Source organism: Pseudoalteromonas sp. BDTF-M6 (genome assembly GCF_018334135.1).
In the GTDB taxonomy this organism is placed as follows: Bacteria; Pseudomonadota; Gammaproteobacteria; order Enterobacterales; family Alteromonadaceae; genus Pseudoalteromonas.
The window spans coordinates 154,371-173,066 of sequence record NZ_JAGXTQ010000006.1; the positions used below are offsets into that span (position 1 = coordinate 154,371).

At 50.9% G+C, this 18,696-nt stretch carries 20 protein-coding genes; 12 read left to right on the plus strand and 8 right to left on the minus strand.

Going from position 1 to position 18,696, the window contains the following annotated elements:
- Positions 1 to 60: 60 nt before the first annotated feature.
- Positions 61 to 918, minus strand: coding sequence for a 4-(cytidine 5'-diphospho)-2-C-methyl-D-erythritol kinase (gene ispE, locus KD147_RS14405; protein WP_212548299.1), 858 nt, complete (start codon positions 916 to 918; stop codon positions 61 to 63).
- Positions 915 to 1,499 carry a lipoprotein insertase outer membrane protein LolB gene (lolB, locus tag KD147_RS14410; protein ID WP_105255037.1) on the minus strand — a complete coding sequence of 195 codons (585 nt, stop codon included), beginning with the start codon at positions 1,497 to 1,499 and terminating at the stop codon, positions 915 to 917. The genes ispE and lolB overlap by 4 nt, the downstream gene beginning before the upstream one ends.
- Positions 1,500 to 1,717: 218 nt before the next feature.
- Between lolB and hemA the strand changes: the two genes are divergently transcribed.
- The 7 genes from hemA (at position 1,718) to kdsA (ending at position 8,366) form a co-directional block, all read left to right on the plus strand.
- Positions 1,718 to 2,974 carry a glutamyl-tRNA reductase gene (gene hemA, locus KD147_RS14415; RefSeq protein ID WP_212548300.1) on the plus strand — a complete coding sequence of 419 codons (1,257 nt, stop codon included), beginning with the start codon at positions 1,718 to 1,720 and terminating at the stop codon, positions 2,972 to 2,974.
- A 7-nt stretch (positions 2,975 to 2,981) separates the two neighbouring features.
- The gene (gene prfA, locus KD147_RS14420) at positions 2,982 to 4,067 is read left to right on the plus strand and encodes a peptide chain release factor 1 (RefSeq protein ID WP_105255039.1); all 1,086 of its coding nucleotides are present in this window, start codon (positions 2,982 to 2,984) and stop codon (positions 4,065 to 4,067) included.
- A 1-nt stretch (position 4,068) separates the two neighbouring features.
- Positions 4,069 to 4,923, plus strand: coding sequence for a peptide chain release factor N(5)-glutamine methyltransferase (gene prmC / locus KD147_RS14425; RefSeq protein ID WP_502710231.1), 855 nt, complete (start codon positions 4,069 to 4,071; stop codon positions 4,921 to 4,923).
- Positions 4,924 to 4,968: 45 nt separating this feature from the next.
- A complete protein-coding gene (locus KD147_RS14430) occupies positions 4,969 to 5,340 on the plus strand; it encodes a SirB2 family protein (RefSeq protein ID WP_105255040.1) in 372 nt (123 codons plus the stop codon).
- A 94-nt stretch (positions 5,341 to 5,434) separates the two neighbouring features.
- Entirely contained in the window at positions 5,435 to 6,235 is an 801-nt protein-coding gene (locus KD147_RS14435) for a tetratricopeptide repeat protein (protein WP_212548301.1), read from the plus strand.
- Positions 6,236 to 6,247: 12 nt separating this feature from the next.
- Entirely contained in the window at positions 6,248 to 7,501 is a 1,254-nt protein-coding gene (locus KD147_RS14440; protein ID WP_105255042.1) for a DUF819 family protein, read from the plus strand.
- Between the two features lie 10 nt (positions 7,502 to 7,511).
- Positions 7,512 to 8,366, plus strand: coding sequence for a 3-deoxy-8-phosphooctulonate synthase (kdsA, locus tag KD147_RS14445; RefSeq protein WP_105190414.1), 855 nt, complete (start codon positions 7,512 to 7,514; stop codon positions 8,364 to 8,366).
- Positions 8,367 to 8,377: 11 nt separating this feature from the next.
- Here the strand turns inward: kdsA and KD147_RS14450 are convergent, their stop codons facing one another.
- Positions 8,378 to 9,262 carry a hypothetical protein gene (locus KD147_RS14450; RefSeq protein WP_212548302.1) on the minus strand — a complete coding sequence of 295 codons (885 nt, stop codon included), beginning with the start codon at positions 9,260 to 9,262 and terminating at the stop codon, positions 8,378 to 8,380.
- A gap of 144 nt (positions 9,263 to 9,406) precedes the next feature.
- Here KD147_RS14450 and KD147_RS14455 point away from each other — a divergent pair, with 144 nt between their 5' ends.
- The 4 genes from KD147_RS14455 to rlmM are packed head-to-tail and all read left to right on the plus strand — an operon-like array spanning position 9,407 to position 12,390.
- A complete protein-coding gene (locus tag KD147_RS14455) occupies positions 9,407 to 10,306 on the plus strand; it encodes a transcriptional regulator GcvA (protein WP_105255044.1) in 900 nt (299 codons plus the stop codon).
- Positions 10,307 to 10,933, plus strand: coding sequence for an alpha/beta family hydrolase (locus KD147_RS14460; protein WP_212548303.1), 627 nt, complete (start codon positions 10,307 to 10,309; stop codon positions 10,931 to 10,933).
- Positions 10,930 to 11,295: a DUF423 domain-containing protein gene (locus tag KD147_RS14465; RefSeq protein ID WP_105255046.1), complete on the plus strand. Its 366-nt coding sequence runs from the start codon at positions 10,930 to 10,932 to the stop codon at positions 11,293 to 11,295. Before KD147_RS14460 ends, KD147_RS14465 begins: the two co-directional genes overlap by 4 nt.
- 9 nt (positions 11,296 to 11,304) lie before the next feature.
- Complete coding sequence (rlmM, locus tag KD147_RS14470; protein ID WP_105255047.1) at positions 11,305 to 12,390, plus strand: 23S rRNA (cytidine(2498)-2'-O)-methyltransferase RlmM; 1,086 nt, start codon at positions 11,305 to 11,307, stop codon at positions 12,388 to 12,390.
- Between the two features lie 19 nt (positions 12,391 to 12,409).
- On the opposite strand, the gene KD147_RS14475 is transcribed toward rlmM, so the two are convergent.
- From KD147_RS14475 to KD147_RS14495, 5 genes are all read right to left on the minus strand, one after another.
- Positions 12,410 to 12,817 (minus strand): VanZ family protein, encoded by a 408-nt coding sequence (locus tag KD147_RS14475; RefSeq protein ID WP_249319325.1) that lies wholly within the window; start codon positions 12,815 to 12,817, stop codon positions 12,410 to 12,412.
- Entirely contained in the window at positions 12,817 to 13,548 is a 732-nt protein-coding gene (gene cysZ, locus KD147_RS14480; protein WP_105255048.1) for a sulfate transporter CysZ, read from the minus strand. The genes KD147_RS14475 and cysZ overlap by 1 nt, the downstream gene beginning before the upstream one ends.
- A gap of 150 nt (positions 13,549 to 13,698) precedes the next feature.
- Positions 13,699 to 15,618, minus strand: a complete 1,920-nt coding sequence (locus KD147_RS14485) for a hypothetical protein (protein WP_212548304.1) — start codon at positions 15,616 to 15,618, stop codon at positions 13,699 to 13,701.
- A 28-nt stretch (positions 15,619 to 15,646) separates the two neighbouring features.
- Complete coding sequence (locus KD147_RS14490) at positions 15,647 to 16,675, minus strand: M48 family metallopeptidase (RefSeq protein WP_212548305.1); 1,029 nt, start codon at positions 16,673 to 16,675, stop codon at positions 15,647 to 15,649.
- Positions 16,676 to 16,678: 3 nt separating this feature from the next.
- Positions 16,679 to 17,788 (minus strand): YjgN family protein, encoded by a 1,110-nt coding sequence (locus KD147_RS14495; protein WP_212548306.1) that lies wholly within the window; start codon positions 17,786 to 17,788, stop codon positions 16,679 to 16,681.
- A 163-nt stretch (positions 17,789 to 17,951) separates the two neighbouring features.
- Between KD147_RS14495 and KD147_RS14500 the strand changes: the two genes are divergently transcribed.
- A complete protein-coding gene (locus tag KD147_RS14500) occupies positions 17,952 to 18,695 on the plus strand; it encodes an RNA methyltransferase (RefSeq protein WP_212548307.1) in 744 nt (247 codons plus the stop codon).
- Position 18,696: the final 1 nt, after the last annotated feature.

Genomic DNA, 18,696 nt, shown 5'->3' on the forward strand with positions numbered 1-18,696 from the left:
GACAAACCAAGGTTTGCAAGGGCACAGAATAATGCCTGGTTACAGGCTAACTTAAACACTTTACTTCACTAAACCAAGTGCCATATGAGCGGGCGACTTGTTTAGGTTTTTGGCAACAAAGCCATGCCATTTTTCAGGCAGCTTTTCTAGAGCATCGCGTGCGGCGTGTTCGTTTTCGAACTCGGCAAAGCAACATGCTCCAGTGCCAGTCATTTTCGACGGGGCGTATTTTAACAACCAGAGCAGTGTTTTTTCAACCTCGCCGTACAGCTTTTTGACCAGCGGCTCACAGTCGTTACGCAGTTCGGCCGCTTGCCACTGCTCGGGAAGTTTCTCACTGTCACGTGTTAGGTCGGGGTGAGTGAAAACCTCAGCGGTACTGATATGCACTTGAGGGTGAACCACTAAATACCAGCGTTCAGGCAGCTCCACGGTTTGTAACTGCTCACCTATGCCGCGGGCCAAGGCGCTGTGGCCGTGGATAAACACCGGCACATCGGCGCCCAGCGAGACTCCAAGATCAGCCAGTTCTTTCAAGTTAAGGCGTTGTTGCCACATACGATTGAGCGTCAGCAATGTGGTGGCCGCATCGGATGAGCCGCCGCCGACCCCGCCGCCCATGGGCAGCACCTTGTCTATGCTGATGTCGACGCCACAGGTGGCATAGCCAGATTCTTCATAGCGCTGCTGGAGCATGTGTGCGGCGCGGTAGATAAGGTTATCGGCATTGGCAACGCCGGGCAGAGGGGCGACTACTATTTCCTGGTCCTGGCGTTGACTAAAGTGCAGAGTGTCGCCGTAATCGAGAAAGGTAAACAGGGTTTCCAGTTCATGATAGCCATCGTCGCGGCGCCCGGTGATATGTAAAAAAAGGTTGAGCTTTGCCGGGGCAATCACGCTCAAAGTTTGGGAATTCATTGCACTTGCCATTGGTTAATTAAAAGTTTTACCCGTAGTGAATCATGGCTCAGGGTGATGCGCGTGGGGAGCCAAACGCCCTTGATGGGCTCGTATTGGTCATAGCGAATTTGCCAGCGACGTTGGTCTGGGCTTAGCCAATGGGCGCTGCGCACGCGCTCGAGCTCATCCATATCGGCATCGCTTTCGAGTTGTCCGAGCAACCAGGTATGAGGCTCGCTTAGGGGCAACAGCCAGCCGCTAAGGCGATAAACCAATTGCTGCGCATTCTGATCCCGATAATGTTCATCATCGACTTCCAGGTGTACCTGTTCACCTTGTTTTTGCAAACGCAGCACATTGGTGCCGATAAAGGTGTTGAGGTCGAGCTCATAATCGCCATTTTGCTGCTGCCAAACGAAGTTGGCCGACTGGCGTTTTTGTGGCGAAATAAAAGCCATTTTTCCCTCGGCACTAAAATGAGAGATGGTCGCAAGCTGCTGGCGCCAGTCGTCATCGGGGGTAGTGGATTTTGGGATTTGTTGAGCACAGCCGGTGATAAACAAAAAAAACACCAGCAAAATCAATCGAAAGTTAATCAAATGTCTTTCCTGCCTTTTCTTATTCGCTTGATTTTCGTAAAATTATTCGCTTGTAGCAGGTTTTGACCAATATTAATTGCAAGCGATTTGCATTTAGCGTCGAAGAAAGCGTTTACCGTCATCGTAAAAATCTATTTGCCGGTAAAGGCCTTTGTGTGCGCTAATTTATCAATGAGTAAGTATTTAATCAAATTGGTTGTTAAGCAATAGTTGTCACCATGACCATAGTCGCACTGGGTATTAATCACAAAACGGCCTCCGTTGATTTACGAGAGAAAGTCGCCTTTTCGGCGGAGCAGTTAGATCGTGCACTACAGCAACTCACCATGCAGGATGAATTTGCTGAGTCCGTGATTGTTTCGACCTGTAACCGCACCGAGATTTATTGTTCACTTGAAAGTGGGACACCCGAGCAAGTGTTGCAGTGGCTGGCCGAATTCCATCACCTCGATATCGAGGAGCTGGCCGAGAATGTTTACAGTTACGACCACAACGACGCCATTTATCATTTGATGAAGGTGGCTTGTGGTCTCGACTCCTTGGTGCTGGGTGAGCCGCAAATTCTTGGGCAAATAAAGCAAGCGTATGCCAGCGCCAAGAAAAATGGCGGTGTAGGGGTGCTGTTCGAGCGCTTATTCCAGCGTACCTTCTCGGTGGCTAAGCAGGTGCGTACCGAGACCAATATTGGCGCCAGTGCGGTTTCCGTTGCCTATGCGGCGGTGAATCTGGCCAAGCATATCTACGGTCAACTCAATAACACCAGCGTCTTGCTTATCGGTGCCGGTGAAACGATTGAGCTCGTGGCGCGTCATATTCATCAGCACTCACCCAAGTCCATGACGGTGGCCAACCGAACCCTGGACCGTGCCCGTAACTTGGCGGATGAGTTTGCCGCCGGCGTGATTTCTTTGGCGCAGTTGCCCGAGCAACTGGCCAAGGCGGATATTGTTATTAGCTCCACCGCCAGTACCTTACCCATCATCGGTAAGGGAGTGGTTGAGCAAGCGCTGCGAACCCGTAAAAACAAACCTATGCTCTTTATCGATATCGCCGTGCCGCGGGATATCGAAAGCCAGGTGGCAGAGCTCGACAATGCTTATCTTTATTCCGTTGATGATTTACAAGCCATAGTCAGCGAAAACATGGCGACGCGAGAGCAGGCGGCCCAGCAGGCCCAGGGTATTATCGCCACTAAGGTGGATGAATTCGCCAGTTGGCTGAAATCCCTTGATTCGGTGGATATGATCCGCGATTACCGCAACGAGGTAACGCAAACTAAAGAACAATTATTAGAGCGGGCGTTAAGCCAGCTTGCCAGTGGCAAAGAGCCGGATAAGGTGATGGTTGAGCTGGCCAATAAATTGACCAATCGTTTGATGCACGCCCCCACGAAGGCGATTAAAGACGCTGCCGAGAAAGGCGAGCTGGGGCAGTTGGCACAAATGAAGAAGATGTTAGGAATTAACCAGGAATAACAAACAGATGAAAGAGTCCGTATACCGTAAGTTAGAATCCTTAGTGGAACGCTATGAAGAAGTGCAGGCGTTGCTCAGTGATCCCGAAGTGATCGGCAATCAGGATCGTTTCCGCGCTTTATCTAAAGAGTATTCGGAGCTCGAAGAAGTAGCAAAAACCTTCACCGCTTACCAACAAGCGCAGGAAGATGTTGCCACCGCAGAAGAAATGCTGAAAGACTCAGACCCGGATATGCGCGAGATGGCGCAGGAAGAGTATAAAGAAGCCAAGGGCCAAATCGAGTCACTTGAGGACGACCTTCAGGTGCTGATGCTGCCGAAGGATCCAAAGGATAACAACAACGTGTTCCTTGAAGTACGTGCCGGTACCGGTGGTGATGAAGCGGCAATTTTCGCCGGTGATTTATTCCGTATGTACAGCCGCTACGCCGAGTCGCAAAAATGGCAGGTTGAAGTGGTGAGCGCCAATGAAGGCGAACACGGCGGCTACAAAGAAGTGATCGCCAACATCAAGGGTGACGGCGTATACGGTAAGCTTAAGTTTGAATCCGGTGCCCACCGTGTGCAACGCGTGCCGGAAACCGAATCGCAAGGCCGAGTGCATACCTCTGCCTGTACCGTGGCCGTGATGCCGGAAATTCCAGAGGCGGAAGCCATCGAAATCAACCCAGCGGATATTAAGGTTGATACCTTCCGTGCATCGGGTGCCGGTGGTCAGCACGTTAACAAAACCGACTCGGCCATTCGTATTACTCACTTGCCAACCGGCGTAGTGGTGGAGTGCCAGGACGAACGTTCACAGCACAAAAACCGTGCCAAAGCCATGTCTGTACTGGCCGCTCGTTTGGAGCAGGCTGAAACAGAAAAGCGTCAAGCCGAAGAAGCCAGCCAGCGTCGTAACCTGGTAGGTAGCGGTGACCGCTCCGAGCGTATTCGTACCTATAACTACCCGCAGGGTCGTATCACCGACCATCGTATTAACCTGACCTTGTACCGCCTTAACGAAATCGTTGCCGGCGAACTGGGCGCGGTTATCGACCCACTCCTTCTTGAGCATCAGGCCGACCTGCTTGCGGCGATGGGAGAGGAGTAAGTTGGCATTGCCATCCATTGATGATGCCTTGTCGAGGGCCACACAGCGCCTTCAAGCCCTGAGCGAATCGCCTAAACTTGACGCTCAGGTGCTGATGTTGCATGTCTTGCAACAGCCTCGCAGTTATCTCTTTGCCTGGGGCGACCGCCAGCTCAGTGAGCAACAATATGATGACTTTATACAGCTGCTGGAAAAACGCTGCGCTGGTCACCCCGTTGCTCACCTTACCGGAATACGGGAGTTTTGGTCGCTGCCCATCATGGTGAACAACAGCACTCTGATCCCTCGCCCCGACACCGAAACCCTGGTTGAGCAGGCCCTGGCATTACCCTTGCCGGATAACGCTAAAGTGCTGGATCTTGGCACCGGCACCGGGGCCATAGCCCTGGCGCTGGCCTCGGAGCGCCCAAACTGGCAGATTGATGCCGTCGATGCCAGTCAGGATGCCGTGACATTAGCCCTGAGAAACAAGCAAAATCTTGATCTTAGCAATGTGCATGTGATGCACAGCGACTGGTTTAGTGCCCTCGAAGATGGTACATATGATTTAATTGTCAGCAATCCGCCCTATATCGATGCGGCGGACCCCCATTTGCAGCAAGGCGATGTGCGCTTCGAACCACTCAGTGCCTTGGTTGCCGCGCAGCAGGGATTGGCCGACATAGCGCATATTATTATTCATGCGAAGGCGTTTTTAGCGCGACCCGGTGTATTGATGTTTGAGCACGGTTACGAACAAGGCGCCGCGGTGCGTCAATTATTCATAGACCATGGCTACATAGATGCTCGCACCGAGCGCGATTTAGGTGACAATGATCGTATTACCCTGGCCAAGTTGGTGCCTGGGTGTGCGTAGAATACAGATAGAATAACAACAAAGGCATAAGACCTAAGGAAGAACATGGATTATATCGCCCTCAAACATACCCATGTGTTATTTGTGGTGCTCAGTGTAGTGCTTTTTTACACCCGCGCCTTTTCGCGCCTTGGCAGTGGTAAAATTGCCGCGAATAAGGGGGTGTTTATCACCAGTCATGTAGTCGACACCCTGTTACTATTAAGTGCAGTGGCGCTGTTGATTGTGGCTAGCCTCAACCCGCTTACCGTGCCCTGGTTATGGCAAAAAATCATTCTGGTTGTGGCCTATATTGTGATTGGCTTTAAGCTACTTAAAGCGCAAAGCAAAGGGCAAAAGCTGCTGTGGTTAGGTGTGAACACCGCGGTACTGTTGGCTATTGGCTATCTGGCGGGCAGCAAGTCGGCGTTTTTTTAGCGCCCCTGACGGCGCTAGCGCAGTGAAATTGGTATCTTAGGGCGATCCTAGGTAAACTAGTGGCCATTTTATTGCCTGTGAGATATCCCTATCTATGTCTGATGTTTGGTTAGATGACCAATTTGATTTAGAGCACAGCTACAGTGTTAGCGCCATAAACCGTTGCATTGCCGCCGAATCACGCTGGCAGGCCCAGGCTCAGTCCGAGCAAGCCTATACGCAATTGCAGCAACTAGAGCAGCAAGCGCAAGAGATAGTTGCGCGCCATGAAGATGATAAACACCAGGCCCTGAACGAAGTGGTCGATAGTTTTTATAGCGAGTGGGGCTTTAGCGGCACTCAGCAAAACGTGCCCGAGTATCGCCTCAATAGCGTGTATTTCACCTTGCTTTATCGTACCGGAAACAGCCTGGCGCTGGGCATTATTTTGCACGGTATTTTAGAGGATGCCGGCTTTAGTGCGGATCTGGTCTTGGTTGATCAAAGCGTGATGGTGCAGGTGCACTTTAGCGATCAGGAGCATTACCTGATCGAGCCTGCCTCGGGCCAGCAAATGTGGCATCTGCAGCCGGAAAACGCCGAGCCAGAGCAAAGCCCCGAGCTGCTTATCGACGAAGAAATTTATAAGTTGTATCTGGCCCATCAAAAGTGGGCATTTATTGCCGCCGAGCGTTTTGGTAGCGCCTTTGCCTGTGCCGAGCTGCTGTTGGAGCTGATGGGAGATGACCCTTACGAGCGTCGCGACCGTGGTTATTTACTCAATCAGATTAATCGCCCGGAGCTGGCCAAAGAAGACCTTCGTTTCTTTGTCGAAGAATGTCCAGACGACCCCGGCATTGAGATAGTGCGCCATCAAATTGATGAGCTCGACAACAATAACAACACACTACATTAGTAAGGAATCATTATGGATCAACCTGCTGAGGCTATGATCAGCAACCCCGCCGTGGTGATGGGATTGCTAGCCATTATTCTCGGGGTCATTTTTAAAACTGCCCACAGCCAAAATCGTCAGTGGAAAAAGTTTTATAAATACGTACCGGCCTTGCTGCTGTGCTACTTCCTGCCATCTTTACTCAACACCTTTGGCGTGGTCGACGAAAAAAGTGCGAAGAGCGTGTATCACGTGGCATCGCGCTATCTACTGCCGGCCTGTTTGATCTTGCTGACCATCAGTATCGATTTAAAGGCCATTATCAACCTCGGTCCCAAGGCATTGATCATGTTCTTAACCGGTACCATAGGCATAGTTATCGGTGGCCCCTTGGCCATTTTGGTCATGAGTGCGATTAACCCTGAGGTGGTTGGTGGCCATGGCCCTGATGCGGTGTGGCGCGGCATGACCACCATTGCCGGGAGCTGGATAGGCGGCGGTGCCAACCAGGCTTCGATGAAGGAAATGTTTGAAGTCGGTGGAGATATCTTCTCCGCCATGGTGACCGTGGATGTTATCGTTGCCAACATCTGGATGGCTGTGCTGTTACTTATGGCCGGTAACCATAAGGCCATCGATGCCAAAACCGGTGCCGATACCACAGCGATTGAAGATCTTAAGCAGCGCGTCGAGGCTTACCATGCCGAGCATGCACGCCTGCCGACCCTGAACGACTATATGACCATCATCGCCATCGCCTTTGGTATTACCGGCTTTGCTCATTTCTGTGGCGATATTCTGGCGCCTTATTTCGACCAGTTTGCCTGGGCGCAAGAGTACAGTTTGAACAGTACCTTCTTCTGGTTAATCGTTATTTCAACCACCATAGGTATTAGTCTGTCATTTACCCGAGTGCGCCATATCGAAGCCTTTGGCGCATCAAAAGTGGCCTCGAGCTTCCTGTATATTCTGGTGGCCTCCATCGGCTTGCATATGAACGTTATGGCCATTTTAGATACCCCCTGGTTCTTTGTCCTTGGCGCCATTTGGATGTTGACTCACGCGGCCTTGATGTTGATCGTTGCCAAGGCCATTAAGGCGCCGCTGTTTTATATGGCGGTGGGCTCGCAGGCCAACGTTGGTGGCGCAGCCTCGGCTCCTGTTGTGGCTTCGGCGTTTCACCCCTCGCTAGCACCTGTGGGTGTGCTGCTGGCGGTGTTGGGTTACGGCGTAGGTACGTATATGGCTTATATTTGCGGCTTGATTATGCAGTCGGTCGCCCCTTAAGGAATTTAAAATGACCATAAAACAAATTAATATTGGCGCCATTGAACTGGCCAACGACAAACCCTTTGTACTGTTCGGTGGTATGAATGTGTTGGAATCTCGCGATCTCGCCATGCGCATCGCCGAGCACTATGTGGAAGTGACCAACAAATTAAATATTCCTTATGTGTTTAAAGCTTCTTTCGATAAGGCCAATCGTTCGTCGATCAATTCCTACCGCGGTCCGGGCATGGAAGAAGGTTTGAAAATCTTTGAGGAAATCAAAAACACCTTTAACGTACCCTTGATCACCGACGTGCATGAACCCTATCAGGCCGCCCCCGTGGCCGAGGTGGTTGACGTTATTCAGTTGCCGGCCTTCTTGGCACGCCAAACCGACTTGGTTATGGCCATGGCCAAAACCGGCAATGTAATCAACGTGAAAAAGCCGCAGTTTTTAGCACCGCACGAAATGCGCCATATCATCAACAAGTTTGCCGAGGCCGGCAATGAGCAGGTCGCTTTATGTGAGCGCGGCACCAGCTTTGGTTACAACAACCTGGTGGTTGATATGCTAGGCATGGATGACATGAAGGCCATGGCACCGGTTATTTTTGATGCCACGCACGCCTTGCAGCGCCCTGGCGGACGCAGCGACAGCGCCGATGGTCGTCGTGCCCAGGCCGCAGAGCTGGCACGCAGCGGTATGGCACTGGGTATTGCCGGTCTATTTATCGAAGCGCACCCGAACCCCAATGAAGCCAAATGTGATGGTCCCTGTGCTTTGCCATTGGCGAAACTAGAGGGTTATTTAACGCAAATGAAGGCCATCGATGATTTGGTCAAAAGCTTTGCGCCCCTAGATACCAGCGCCAGCGACCTGTAAGTAGCTTAGGGTTATTTGAGTACTTTAGAGCCAGCCATTGTTGCTGGCTTTTTTGTCAGTATATGTTGCTCATAACTGGCGTTAAAATTTTCGAAGTAGTGGCCCAGCCAGCGCTCCTGATGCTGGCGATAGTCAAGGCTTGGCAAAATCTCCTCAGTGAGGATGGAGTTGATCACCTCGAGGACGTCCTTAGCGAAGTCGTTATTTGCCTTTTCGGCACAGCCGATGGCGCCGTTTACCAGCTCATCCATCACGCCACTGATATTGGTGGTCGCAAGCACCTTGGCTGCACTGATGTCATTGTAATAGTCGGCGACAAAGGGATAGTCGATGCCATAGTCTATGCGCTTATTGTGCAACATGTCGCCGAGGGCGGCGGCCTGATCTTGACCACGATAATTCAGGGTGATGGCCTGTCGGGTTTGAATATTCTCTTTGAGTAGCTCAATGGCATCGCTGTATTTACGTGCCACACTTTGCCCGTAGCGCAATGCCGGGTCGGCAAACAGCGAGTGCAGACTAATCGGGTTACCATGGGCACGCGTTAAGGTTTGTTGTTGCTCCGTGGTAGTGATCACCCTAAGCGGCGGGTAGATTTGCGTTGGCAGCGAGTAACGCACCAGGGCGCTGTTGGCGCGCTTAATCATGCAGGGGTGGCATACAGCCTTGCCGTCTTGCAAAGCTTGGCGAATACGGGCCTGGGGCACACGCTGACGGCGATGTTCGAATTGTGGTGTGCGCTTGATCACTTCATCGACCACGCGATCACACACCCCATCAATCGGGCTGTCATCTGGCATGCTAAAGGGTGGCGCGTCTAACAACAGCCAGGTAATGCTCTGTTTGGCAAGGGCGGCTGGGCTGAGTAGGAATAAGACAACTAACAACAACTTCATAAGCTCAGAGTACGGGGAACTAAGACCATAATCTAGTATTAATTTTCATTTGGTTAACATGAGGGCCTGTGTCGTGCACTAAATTGGCATCTTGAAGGCCTTTGTATATAATCAGTTCAAATTAAAAAAACTAATCTATCAGCAATGGCTCGGCGACTTCCTCCTCTTAATTCACTCAAGGCTTTCGAAGCCGCGGCAAGGCACTTAAGCTTTACCAAGGCCGCGGAAGAACTTTATGTTACCCAGGCTGCGGTGAGTCATCAGATCAAAACCCTAGAAGAGCATCTCGGCTTAAAATTATTTTTACGTAAGAACCGCTCCTTGTTATTGACCGAGGAAGGCCAGGGCTATTTTCTCGACATTAAAGAGATCTTCTCACAGCTGGATGACGCCACCGAAAGACTTCTGGCTCGCGGTGCCAAGGGCTCTTTGACCGTAAGCCTGACCCCGAGCTTTGCGATTCAATGGCTGGTTCCGCGCTTAAGCCTGTTTAACGAGCAGCATCCGGACATCGATGTGCGAATTAAGGCGCAGGATCAGGATGAAAACTCCCTGCAAGATGATGTGGATGTGGCCATTTACTATGGCCGCGGTCATTGGAGCGGGGTGGAAACCCACAAACTGCATACCGAGTATTTGGTGCCGCTGTGCAGCCCCATGTTGCTGACCGGGCCCAAACCCCTGAACGAGCCTCAGGATTTGCAAAATCATACCCTGCTGCATGATACCACCCGTCGTCCCTGGAAGGTGTGGATGAAAACCGCCGGGGTGCGTAATGTGCAGGTGAATCAGGGACCGATTTTTTCCCACTCGTCCATGGCCATGCAAGCGGCCGCCCATGGTCAGGGAGTGGCACTGGGGAACTTGGTGCTGGCGAAACCGGAAATTGATGCCGGACGTTTGATCGTGCCCTTCAATCACAGCTTGGAAAGTAAAAATGCCTATTATCTGGTATTTCGTGAGTCACAATCCGAGCTGGGTAAAATCGTGTCCTTCAAAGAATGGATGTTAGGCTTGGTAGAAAAAGAGCAGGAACAACTATAAATGCAGTGGTTTAATGCAGAGCAGCCGATTGCTCAATTTATTTTTGCCCATGGCGCCGGCGCCGGCATGGACAGTGAGTTTATGCAGGAATTAGCGCGCTTAATGGCGGCGCAGGGCATTAGCGTTGGCTTGTTTGATTTTCCCTATATGCAAAAAGCCAAGGCCGAGAGCAAGCGTCGTCCGCCGGATCGTGCCGATAAGCTGTTGGCCTGTTTTAATGAGCAACTGACACAGCGGCAAGAGGCCTTGCCCGTGTTTATCGGCGGCAAATCCATGGGCGGGCGCATGGCCAGTATGCTGGTGGCCCAAGCCGAGGGGGCCAATGCTGAGGTACGTGGAGTGATTGCCTTTGGCTATCCGTTTCATCCTCCAGGTAAGAAAGACAAACTCAGGGTTGCCCACTTTGGCGATATTAAGGTGCCGTTTTGTGTTATTCAGGGAGAGCGGGATACCTTTGGTAAACAAGATGAGTTGAGTCAGCTGGCCGACACCCGTCCGGCACAAATTCATTGGCTCAGTGACGGCGATCACTCCTTGGTGCCGCGTAAAAAAAGTGGTTATACCCAAGAGGGTAATTGGCAACAGGCGGCAGAGATTGCCGTAAACTTCATTAAGGAGCAGCTATGAGTCAGTTATTTTTGGTGCTGGGCGCGATTTTCGCCGGGCTCGGTGTTATACTCGGCGCCTTTGCCGCTCATGGCCTAAAAAGTCGGCTCTCGGAGTACGCTATTGGCGTCTTTCAAACCGGGGTTGAATACCAGATGTATCATGCACTTGGGCTTATTTTAATCGGTGTGCTGGGTAAACTCGGTATGCATTTTAATATCAGCGGCTACTTTATACTTGCCGGCATCCTATTATTTAGTGGCAGCCTGTACGCTTTGGCCCTCACCGGCATTAAGTGGTTCGGCCCTATTACTCCCTTGGGCGGCCTGTGTTTTATTGTCGCCTGGGCGGCGATGGTTATTAAACTTTTACAAATGAAATAAGTCATTACCATGTCCTGTATCGTTATTTATTGTCGCGCCGGTTTCGAAAACGACGCTGCCGCAGAGATCACTCACCACGCCAGCAACTTAGGTGTGGGCGGTTATGTTAAGACGAAGCCGAATTCGGCCTTGGTGGCATATCATTGCTATAGCCATGATGAAGCCGAATACCTGATCAAGAAGATCCCGTTTAAGGACATGATCTTTGCTCGCCAGTGGTTTATTGGCACGCAAGTGGCAAAAATGCCTATCGATGACCGTGTCGGTAGCATTTGTGAGGTTGCCAAGTCATTCCCACTGTGTGGTGAACTGCGCGTGGAAACCTGTGATACCAACGAGGGCAAAGAGCTTTCTAAGTTTTGTAAAAAGATCAGCAACCCCTTGGCCAAAGCATTAGAGGGTCAGGAAACCCTGCTGCGCCAGCAGGTTAAAAATCGCCCGACTCTGCATGTGCTGTTTATCGCCAGCGATACAGCTTATGTGGGCTATTCATTCAGCTTTAACAACTCGCCTTTATACATGGGTATTCCGCGTCTTCGCCACCCTAAAGATGCGCCGAGTCGTTCAACCCTTAAGCTGGATGAAGCCTTTATGATGTTTGTGCCTGAAGACGAGCGCGAAGAGCGTGTGGCTTCGGGTATGAAGGCTGTGGACCTAGGCGCTTGCCCAGGTGGCTGGACCTATCAATTGGTGCGCCGTGGCATGTTTGTGCAGGCCATAGATAATGGCCCCATGGATCAGGCATTGATGGATAGTGGTCAGGTGAAACACTACCGTGAAGACGGCTTTAAATTCCGTCCGGAGCGTCGTAATATCAACTGGTTGGTGTGCGACATGGTGGAAAAACCAAGCCGCGTTACGGAGCTAATGATTGACTGGGCGGTGAACGGTTTTGCGAAGGAGTTGATTTTCAACCTTAAGCTGCCGATGAAAAAGCGCTTTGATACTGTGTATGAGAACCTCCAGCGCATTCGCGACGAGCTGCATGAGTATGGCGTAAAATACAACCTGCAGGCTAAGCACCTGTATCACGACCGTGAAGAGGTTACGGTACATCTGCAAGTGCTACGTGTACCGCAAAACGTCTTTAGCTAACTGATAAAAAAGCCAGAGATTAACTCTGGCTTTTTTTGTATTGCTTGACCAAGAGGTTAACTAGATAACTGGCCGCGACTATGCCTAAAACGTCGGCGGTTAAATCCACCAGATCAAAGGTACGGCTGGCAATAAAGGCCTGGCTTATCTCCTCGCACAGAGCAAAGACAAAAACGACCAAGGCACCCCAATACACTTTTACTCTACCAAGGCGCCAGCAGGCGGCTTTTAAGGCCAGGCTCACCAGCAAGGTAGCGGTGCCAAAGAGCACGAAGTGGCCCAGCTTATCGCCATAGGGCAGTGCTCTGACCAAATCAAAGAAGACACTCGGCTGTGCGGTGTTGGCAAGGTAGATAATCCATCCCAAAAACGCAAAAAAACCGAGCGCCAACAGCATCAGCGTCCATTGCCAGGTTCTTTGCATCATTATTGCCCGCGATAATTGTTACGGTAATTCTCCACCCACAACTTGGTGGCGCCACACACGGCCACCGGCATCACTATCATGTTGAGGATGGGGATCATGGCACAGAGCATCACACCGGCGCCAAAGCCGTAGGAGAGCCCCCGATGCGCATTTAAGTCGCGCTTCATATCGCCAAAGCTTACCTTGTGGTTATCGAAGGCGTAATCCTTATATTGAATGGCGAACATCCAGCAGGTAAACAGCGCCCAGATGATCTGCCCAATTACCGGCAGGAACCACATAAGGATAAAAAAGCCGATGGCGCGGGGCAGGTAATAACAGAGCTTGGTCCATTCTCGGCCAAGCATGCGTGGCACATCACGCATGGTATCAAGCAGACCATCGTCGTTGATGCGCTGTCCAGTTAAATGTAATTCCACTTTCTCCGCCAAAATGCCGTTAAAGGGGGCGGCGATAAAGTTGGTGATCACGGTGAAAATCATCGAGTAGCTAAACAGCACCACCAATAGCGCCAGCGGCCACAGCAGCCACTCAAGCCAGGACAACCATTCTGGCAGCTGTGTATTAATCCAGGCGAAGGCGTCGGTCAGCCAGCCATAAATAAAAAACAGGGATGTGCCGAAAATCACTAAGTTGATCAACAGGGGGATCAGTACAAAGCGTTTTAGGCCTTTTTCGGTGATCATTGGAAAGCCACTAAAAAAGTATTCGAATCCACGACCTAGCTGCATGCTTTACCTCAAAGTGTTACAGGGTTTAGCCAGCAGTATATCTAAGGCGCCGTGAATTTGCAGCGCAAAGTAGTAAACAATTGTTGCAAAAACAGCAGGCTAGAAGCCATAAAACGGGCAATAAAAAGCCCTGCTAGGCAGGGCGTTTTATTAGTTCTTATCTTCGAGCATATCCGCTTCTTGCTGTTGGCGCTCGCGGTAGGCACCGCCTTGCTCTTCCAGTAGCGTTGGCGTCTCCTGCTGTGAGCGCGACACCTGGTTCATCTTTAAGATGTTCTCGGCGTTTTGCAGATCTGAGGTATTACTGAAGCCAGCGATGTTTTCACGGGCCTTCAAGAAGCTGTGGATTTCATCGACTATGGTATTGAGCTCTTGTTCGTTCTTCTTCATCGCCATGACGTAACGTGGCATTTCAACGTTATCGGCACCGCTGGTGGCGAAGGTGCTTGAGCTGATGCGCGAGCTGATGATCCAGGGCGTGATTGATGACTTGATCACCACGTTTTCGCTGCGTGTTGAATCATGGATAGACATACCGGTAGAGATCTTTGACTCGGTGAAGGTACCTTCGGTTTTCAAATACAGCAGCAAAGAGCTAAATTGCATTTCCGCCCAAAATACATGGCTGAAGTTTTCCAGCATACGACCTATGGTGCTGAAGATTTGCCACATAAAGAAGGTGCTCAGCACGGCCACGATCAGGCCAGAAAGATCGCCTAACCAGTTTTGTAGCAGTTCGATATTACCGCGGTTGGCGGCACGGGTGAACTCAGGTAACAGCTCGCTTTGCTGGCTGATAAAGTGATACAGGCCGATGGCGTCGCCAGCCAGTGAGAAGAATAATAAGGAGCCAATAACCAGACTCAGCTGCGCCGCAAAGGTGCTTACCAAGCGGGTGATATTAAAGCCCTTGTTACCAGGACGCGGGTTAAATTCAGGCTGAGTTTCAATCAGTAATTCACCGCGGAAATCACCCTTGCTGCTGCTTTGTTCGTTCAGCACCGGGTCGAAGTCGATATAGGTTCGGTTCGGAATTTCTTTATAGCGGCGGTTGGCCAGTACGATGCTTTCAATATTGATGAAAATCTCGTTCGGGTGCACCTCTTCTTGCAAGTTAGCACGGTATTCGCTGACCTCGGTGGCCACTTCGTTTTGCTTGCTACGGGCATTGATCAGGTAGAACACCGCCGCACAGCAAATCGCACCTAGGAACAACAGGGTAAACAGGCTAGGCCAGGCCGAGAACAGGCTAACCTTTTCTGTTAACTGTGCCCATTGCTCGAGTTCACCCTTGTGTGGGGCGAAAAACTGATTATAAATCACACCTATTACCACGGGGAAGATCACCGAGAAGGCAATGATTTTAGCCAAAGAGGCGGCGCCTACGTCTTTAAGGCGTTTCACTCGGTTCAGGCTCACCGCATTGGCGGCACTGCGCCAACATAGCAAGAGGTAAACCAGGATCAGGGCCGAGAATACCGGCACAATAATATGACCCGCTTCACCGGCTAAGCCAGAAGATGACACAAAGTAGGTCAGACCGAAAGCAACAAAGGCCAAAATGGTCTGCAGAATAACGCCAATGACTTCTTGCGCCACGTTACGCATGGGGTAAGGCAAGAAGATCAGCTTAGGTAATACCGAGTGAGCAAAACGACCCACCCAGCCTTTAGGCTCGGTGAAGGTGGCGTTTTTACGCCCCATCAGCATGGACTCCAGAGTTTTTGCCGTATAGGCAAGGGAGCCTTTCTTTTGCTCCAGTACCGCGTTTTCCTGTTCGCTCTTGCTTAGATTTGGCGCCAAAGAGCTGGGTACCGAGCGGCCAACGAAAAATTTAAATAGTTGGAAAAGACCGCTACCACAGCGTTTTAAACCTAAGATCATAAGAACTAAGCCCACTGCCGCATAGGTCCAGGCCGAGATCATATCGGTTTGCGTTAAAGAGGTGACTTTAAAAAGGCTAAATAAACCAATCAAGGTAATAATGGCACCGCCGGCGGTGCGCATGGTCCCTTCAATTTTAAATGGGTTAGTTATACCAAGCCCTTTCGAGCCAAAATCATAAGCCATGATGATTCCTTGGAGTTAATAGAATTTTTTAATCCGTAGTGTTGTTCGCACGTTCGATGCGTTCGGAGATTGCCGGGTGTGAAGACAGGTAATCCCATAATGAATCTTGCTGTTGCTCTTCCATCCCGTGTGCCTGGGCCAGGGCTTGCATGGCCTCGGCAAATGCCGAGCGATGATAGCCTAATTGGCTTAGCTGCTCTAGTGCAAAAGTATCAGCCTGACGTTCCATATCGCGAGAAAACTGTTGTTGTATCAAAGCCGAACCCGTACCCATGATGATCTCGGCAAAGCCTTCCAGGTCACCAAACATCAGTGCCAGGGTGACCGAGGAGCCGGCGGATTGGGCTGCCAGGGTCAAACCATGTTGATGATGAACATGGCCGATCTCATGCAGTAATACCGCCAACAATGCGGTGTCGTTATCTTTGAGGATCAGCGCGAGTTCGTCGGTTAAGACCACCTGACCGTCGGGCAGGGCAAAGGCATTGGCGCCTATCTCCGGGGCACTGTAGAAGTGCAGAACCAAATGTTCGGGAGCCTGGTCCATTTTTGCAATATGGTTTTGCCACAGGGTACGAATATGGGTTTGCTGCGCATAGTCCAGATTAGTGGGCTCCAGATACACGTATTCCAGGGCTTTAAGCGTTTGTTCCGAGGCCGCATGCACCACCGAATCCGGCAGCGAGCGAGCCACCACCGCAGCGCTGGCGGGAATGATCTTAAAAAACAACAGCCAGGCGAGCGCCGCGCTTGCCAATACGCAGCCGAGCACCGCCGTTTTATGTTTTTCGATGCGTTCCAAGAGGCGATCCCAAGTGGACTCCGACGGCCAACGGTGAGCGCTGTTATGAGGCACAAAACGACTGCCATCAATAAACACCAGCTCCACCGGCAGGCCGCTGATCTGTTGCCCCTGACGGTATTGGTCAAATTGCACCAGCAACTCATCGCCGTTGTAAATGCGCACTTGCTCGCAACTGCTATCTTGCGTCAGCCACAGGGTTACTTCGGTACTGTGGCTTTGATTGCGTAGGTAATAAAACCCGGTGACCTGCATGCGTTAGCCCAAAGACAGATCGATATCGAACATGTCCGCGGCTTCCTCGCCAAACGCCGATTGCTGTTCGCCCAGTTGGTCGTGCAGGGTTTGTGGGTCGCACAGGAAGGTGACTTCGGTGGCGGCGCTAAGCATGCGGGCGCTGCGCACCTTGGCCCAAGGGTAGGCCAGACCTAGGCTACAGACGATGGCCAGGGTATTGGTAAAGACCAACAGGGTGTAGTCGATCATCTTCAAATCCGACTTAAAATCGGCAATGCCGTTCAACTCACTGCTATTAAGCAGGTGATTACGAATATGGGTTTGGTAAATGCCCGTGGCTACCGCAAAGGCAACAAAGTAGATCACCATCATCATCACCATGGCGATAGCCCCAGCAATGGCGCCGGCTTGGTCGTTCATCATTTCCGGGTTTTGGATCATGGCCTCCAGGCCAAAACCGAAGGCACCAGCCACGGCTAGCATGATCACCGCGATAATGCCGGCGGCAACATAGGCCATCAGCGCCGCTAAATAATACTCACCGCCCTTGGTATTGACACTAATGGGGGTGTCGGAAAACTCAATATGGCTGTGTAAATACTGGTCCATGCGTTTAAACACGTACGGCAGCAATAAATAAAGGGTGAATACGCTGGCCACTGGCAGCAATAAGAACACCACAAAGGCCTCGCCATAATTGCCCTTAAAGTTAAAGCGCACATTGCGATAACGGCTCATACGCATGTTAAAGCGCATGCCCTGATTGATGATCCAGGGCGTTAAAAACAGCAGAATAAAAATCGCCAGTATGCCCAGCGCGGGCACAAACTGGGTGCAGAACATATAAATAACAAAAAAGATAAAGGCAAGAATGCGGCCTTTTAAGATCTGTATCGGCGTCGCCAGATAATCAAATCGATGGCCGTCGAGCTGGGTGTGGCCGTAAAAATAACGATAGGTACGTACCTTGGCCCAGGCGGAATAAATCCCCAGGGTTAACAAGGTCAAAACGATATTAACGATCCAAATTGAGAAAAACTCTTTCCCTGAGCCACTAAACTCGACGCGACGGCTGTAAGGTTCAAACTGAGGTGTCGTGTTAGTTACGCTATCTGTTTGTGATAAGTCCATTTTTTAGTCTTTTTGGCGGTAAAAACGCAGTTCATTAATTTAGCGTTAAGTTTCAAATAATGCAACAGATGCAAGGGCTTATCCTACTTTTACACTCTGCAATGGGGCAAAGCATGTGTATAATAAGCAGATCCTCCTTTGTTATTAGCCAAGGCCACGCTCCATGCTCTCAAAGAATCAGCAAAAGCACCTGCGTCAATTAGGACAAAAAAAATACCGAAAACAGCAGCAACAGTTTTTAGTTCAAGGGACTAAGAATGTGGTTGAGCTATTGCAAAGCGACCATGGCGTGTTAGAGCTCTTTGCCAGCGAGGAGTTCTGTAATGCCAATAAGCAACTGATCAATAGCCGTTTAAGTGCGAAAGATGTGCACCGCTGCGATGAGACGGCCTTGTCTAAGGTCAGTACCCTGGTCACCAACAACGATGCCATTGCCGTGGCGCCCATCGCTCAGACGGAAATAGAAGATACTCCTTGGCAACTGGCCTTAGACGGCGTCAGCGACCCTGGGAATCTAGGCACCATTATTCGCCTTGCGGATTGGTACGGCTTTAAACAGGTCTTGCTGTCGACCAACTGCGCCGACCCCTGTAACCCTAAGGTGGTCAGCGCCACCATGGGCTCGTTTACTCGCGTGTCCTGCCATCAAGTGGATTTGCCGGCCTACCTGGCAAGCTGCAACAAACCTGTCTACGGCGCCTTTTTAGGTGGGCAAAACCTGCATCACACAGACTTTGGCGGACAAGGGATATTGGTGATGGGCAGTGAATCCCACGGCATCAGTGATTCGGTGGCGGCGCACGTTAGCGAGCGTATCACCATTGCCGGCTATGGTGGCGCCGAATCCTTAAATGTGGCTATTGCCAGTGGCATTATTTTAGATAATATAAAGCGTTGTCACGGCTAAG